General features: G+C 52.5%; 2 protein-coding genes. Both read right to left on the reverse strand.

Annotated features, from left to right (window positions below):
• Positions 1-929 (reverse strand): formate-dependent phosphoribosylglycinamide formyltransferase (gene purT, locus ACFVSN_RS45175; protein WP_387959334.1); only part of this gene is annotated, 929 nt, incomplete at its 3' end.
• Positions 930-932: 3 nt separating this feature from the next.
• The coding region (locus ACFVSN_RS45180; RefSeq protein WP_387959336.1) for an iron-containing alcohol dehydrogenase at positions 933-1318 on the reverse strand (386 nt) is incomplete at its 5' end.

The following is a 1318-nucleotide window of genomic DNA, read 5'->3' on the forward strand; positions in this document are numbered from 1 at the left end:
AGCGTAACGAGTCCCGTATCATGCGGACGGGGAGACACCTCGCTGAAATATACTTTATCTTCAGTAAGGAAAAGCTCCACCCCGAACAAACCGTATCCGCCGAGCTCGTCCGTAATGCTTTTCGCAATGTGTTTCGCCTCTTCAATCTGCTGTTCCGTCATATGATGAGGCTGCCATGATTCAATATAGTCACCGTCTTTTTGTTCATGTCCGATCGGCGCGCAAAAGGACGTACCGTTCGCCGCGCGCACTGTCAGAAGAGTGATTTCTGATTCAAACGGAATGAATTCCTCAACGATGACCCGGCCGTTTTTCACCCGGCCGCCTTCCATCGCCATGTCCCAGCAGCTTTTCAGCCCGGAAGCCGAGCGGCACACGCTTTGCCCTTTTCCGGAAGAGCTCATCAGCGGCTTTACCACGCACGGAAAACCGATTGTTTCCGCCGCTTCTTTAAATTCTTCATATGTATTCGCGAATTCATAGCCGGCAGTCGGAAGATGAAGCGTCTCTGCCGCAAGCCGTCTGATGCCTTCACGGTCCATCGTCAGCTTTGCCGCACGCGCATTCGGAATGACGTGAAAACCTTCTTCCTCAAGCTTCAGCAGCTCATCCGTCGCAATGGCTTCCACTTCCGGCACGATCAAGTCCGGTTTTTCTTTCTCAATGACTTCTCTGACCTGCGCTTTATCAAGCATATCAATCACATAGCTTTTGTGCGCGGCCTGCATGGCGGGAGCATGCTCATAGCTGTCAACGGCTACAGTGACAACCCCGAGCCGCTGCGCTTCAATGACGACTTCTTTCCCCAGCTCGCCTGATCCTAATAACAACATCTTCTTCGCCTGATACATGTCCTTTGGCCCCTCCCTTTCTATACCCCACTCATTATAACGGAAATATTCAAAAAATAAAGACAAGATAGATGACAAGCTCTATCCTGTCTTTTGCGCTGATTCGAGCGATTCAATCGCAGCTGACACGTCCTTCTCGCGATATTGCCCCATTAAACATAACGATTCTTCCGCCCGGCAGGCGTGAGAAGCAATGCGGCGCTTGGCTTCCTCATGGTTGTCAAGGATGCCGAGATCACAGAGGCTGACAGGGAAACCGAGCCGGCGGTAAAACGGAAGCAGCTCTTCAATCTCAGGTCTCCGATTCTCGAGCGCGAGCTGCACCAATATGCCGTAAGCAACCTTCTGGCCATGCAGCACCTGATGTGTCTCCTGGAGAAAACTGAGTCCGTTGTGGACCGCATGCGCCCCTGCCATCCTGCACAAACGGCCGCCATACCCGCCGACCGTTCCCGCAAGCATAATGA

Origin of the sequence: Kitasatospora sp. NPDC057904 (genome assembly GCF_042887925.1) — a bacterium.
Taxonomy (GTDB): Bacteria; Actinomycetota; Actinomycetes; order Streptomycetales; family Streptomycetaceae; genus Kitasatospora.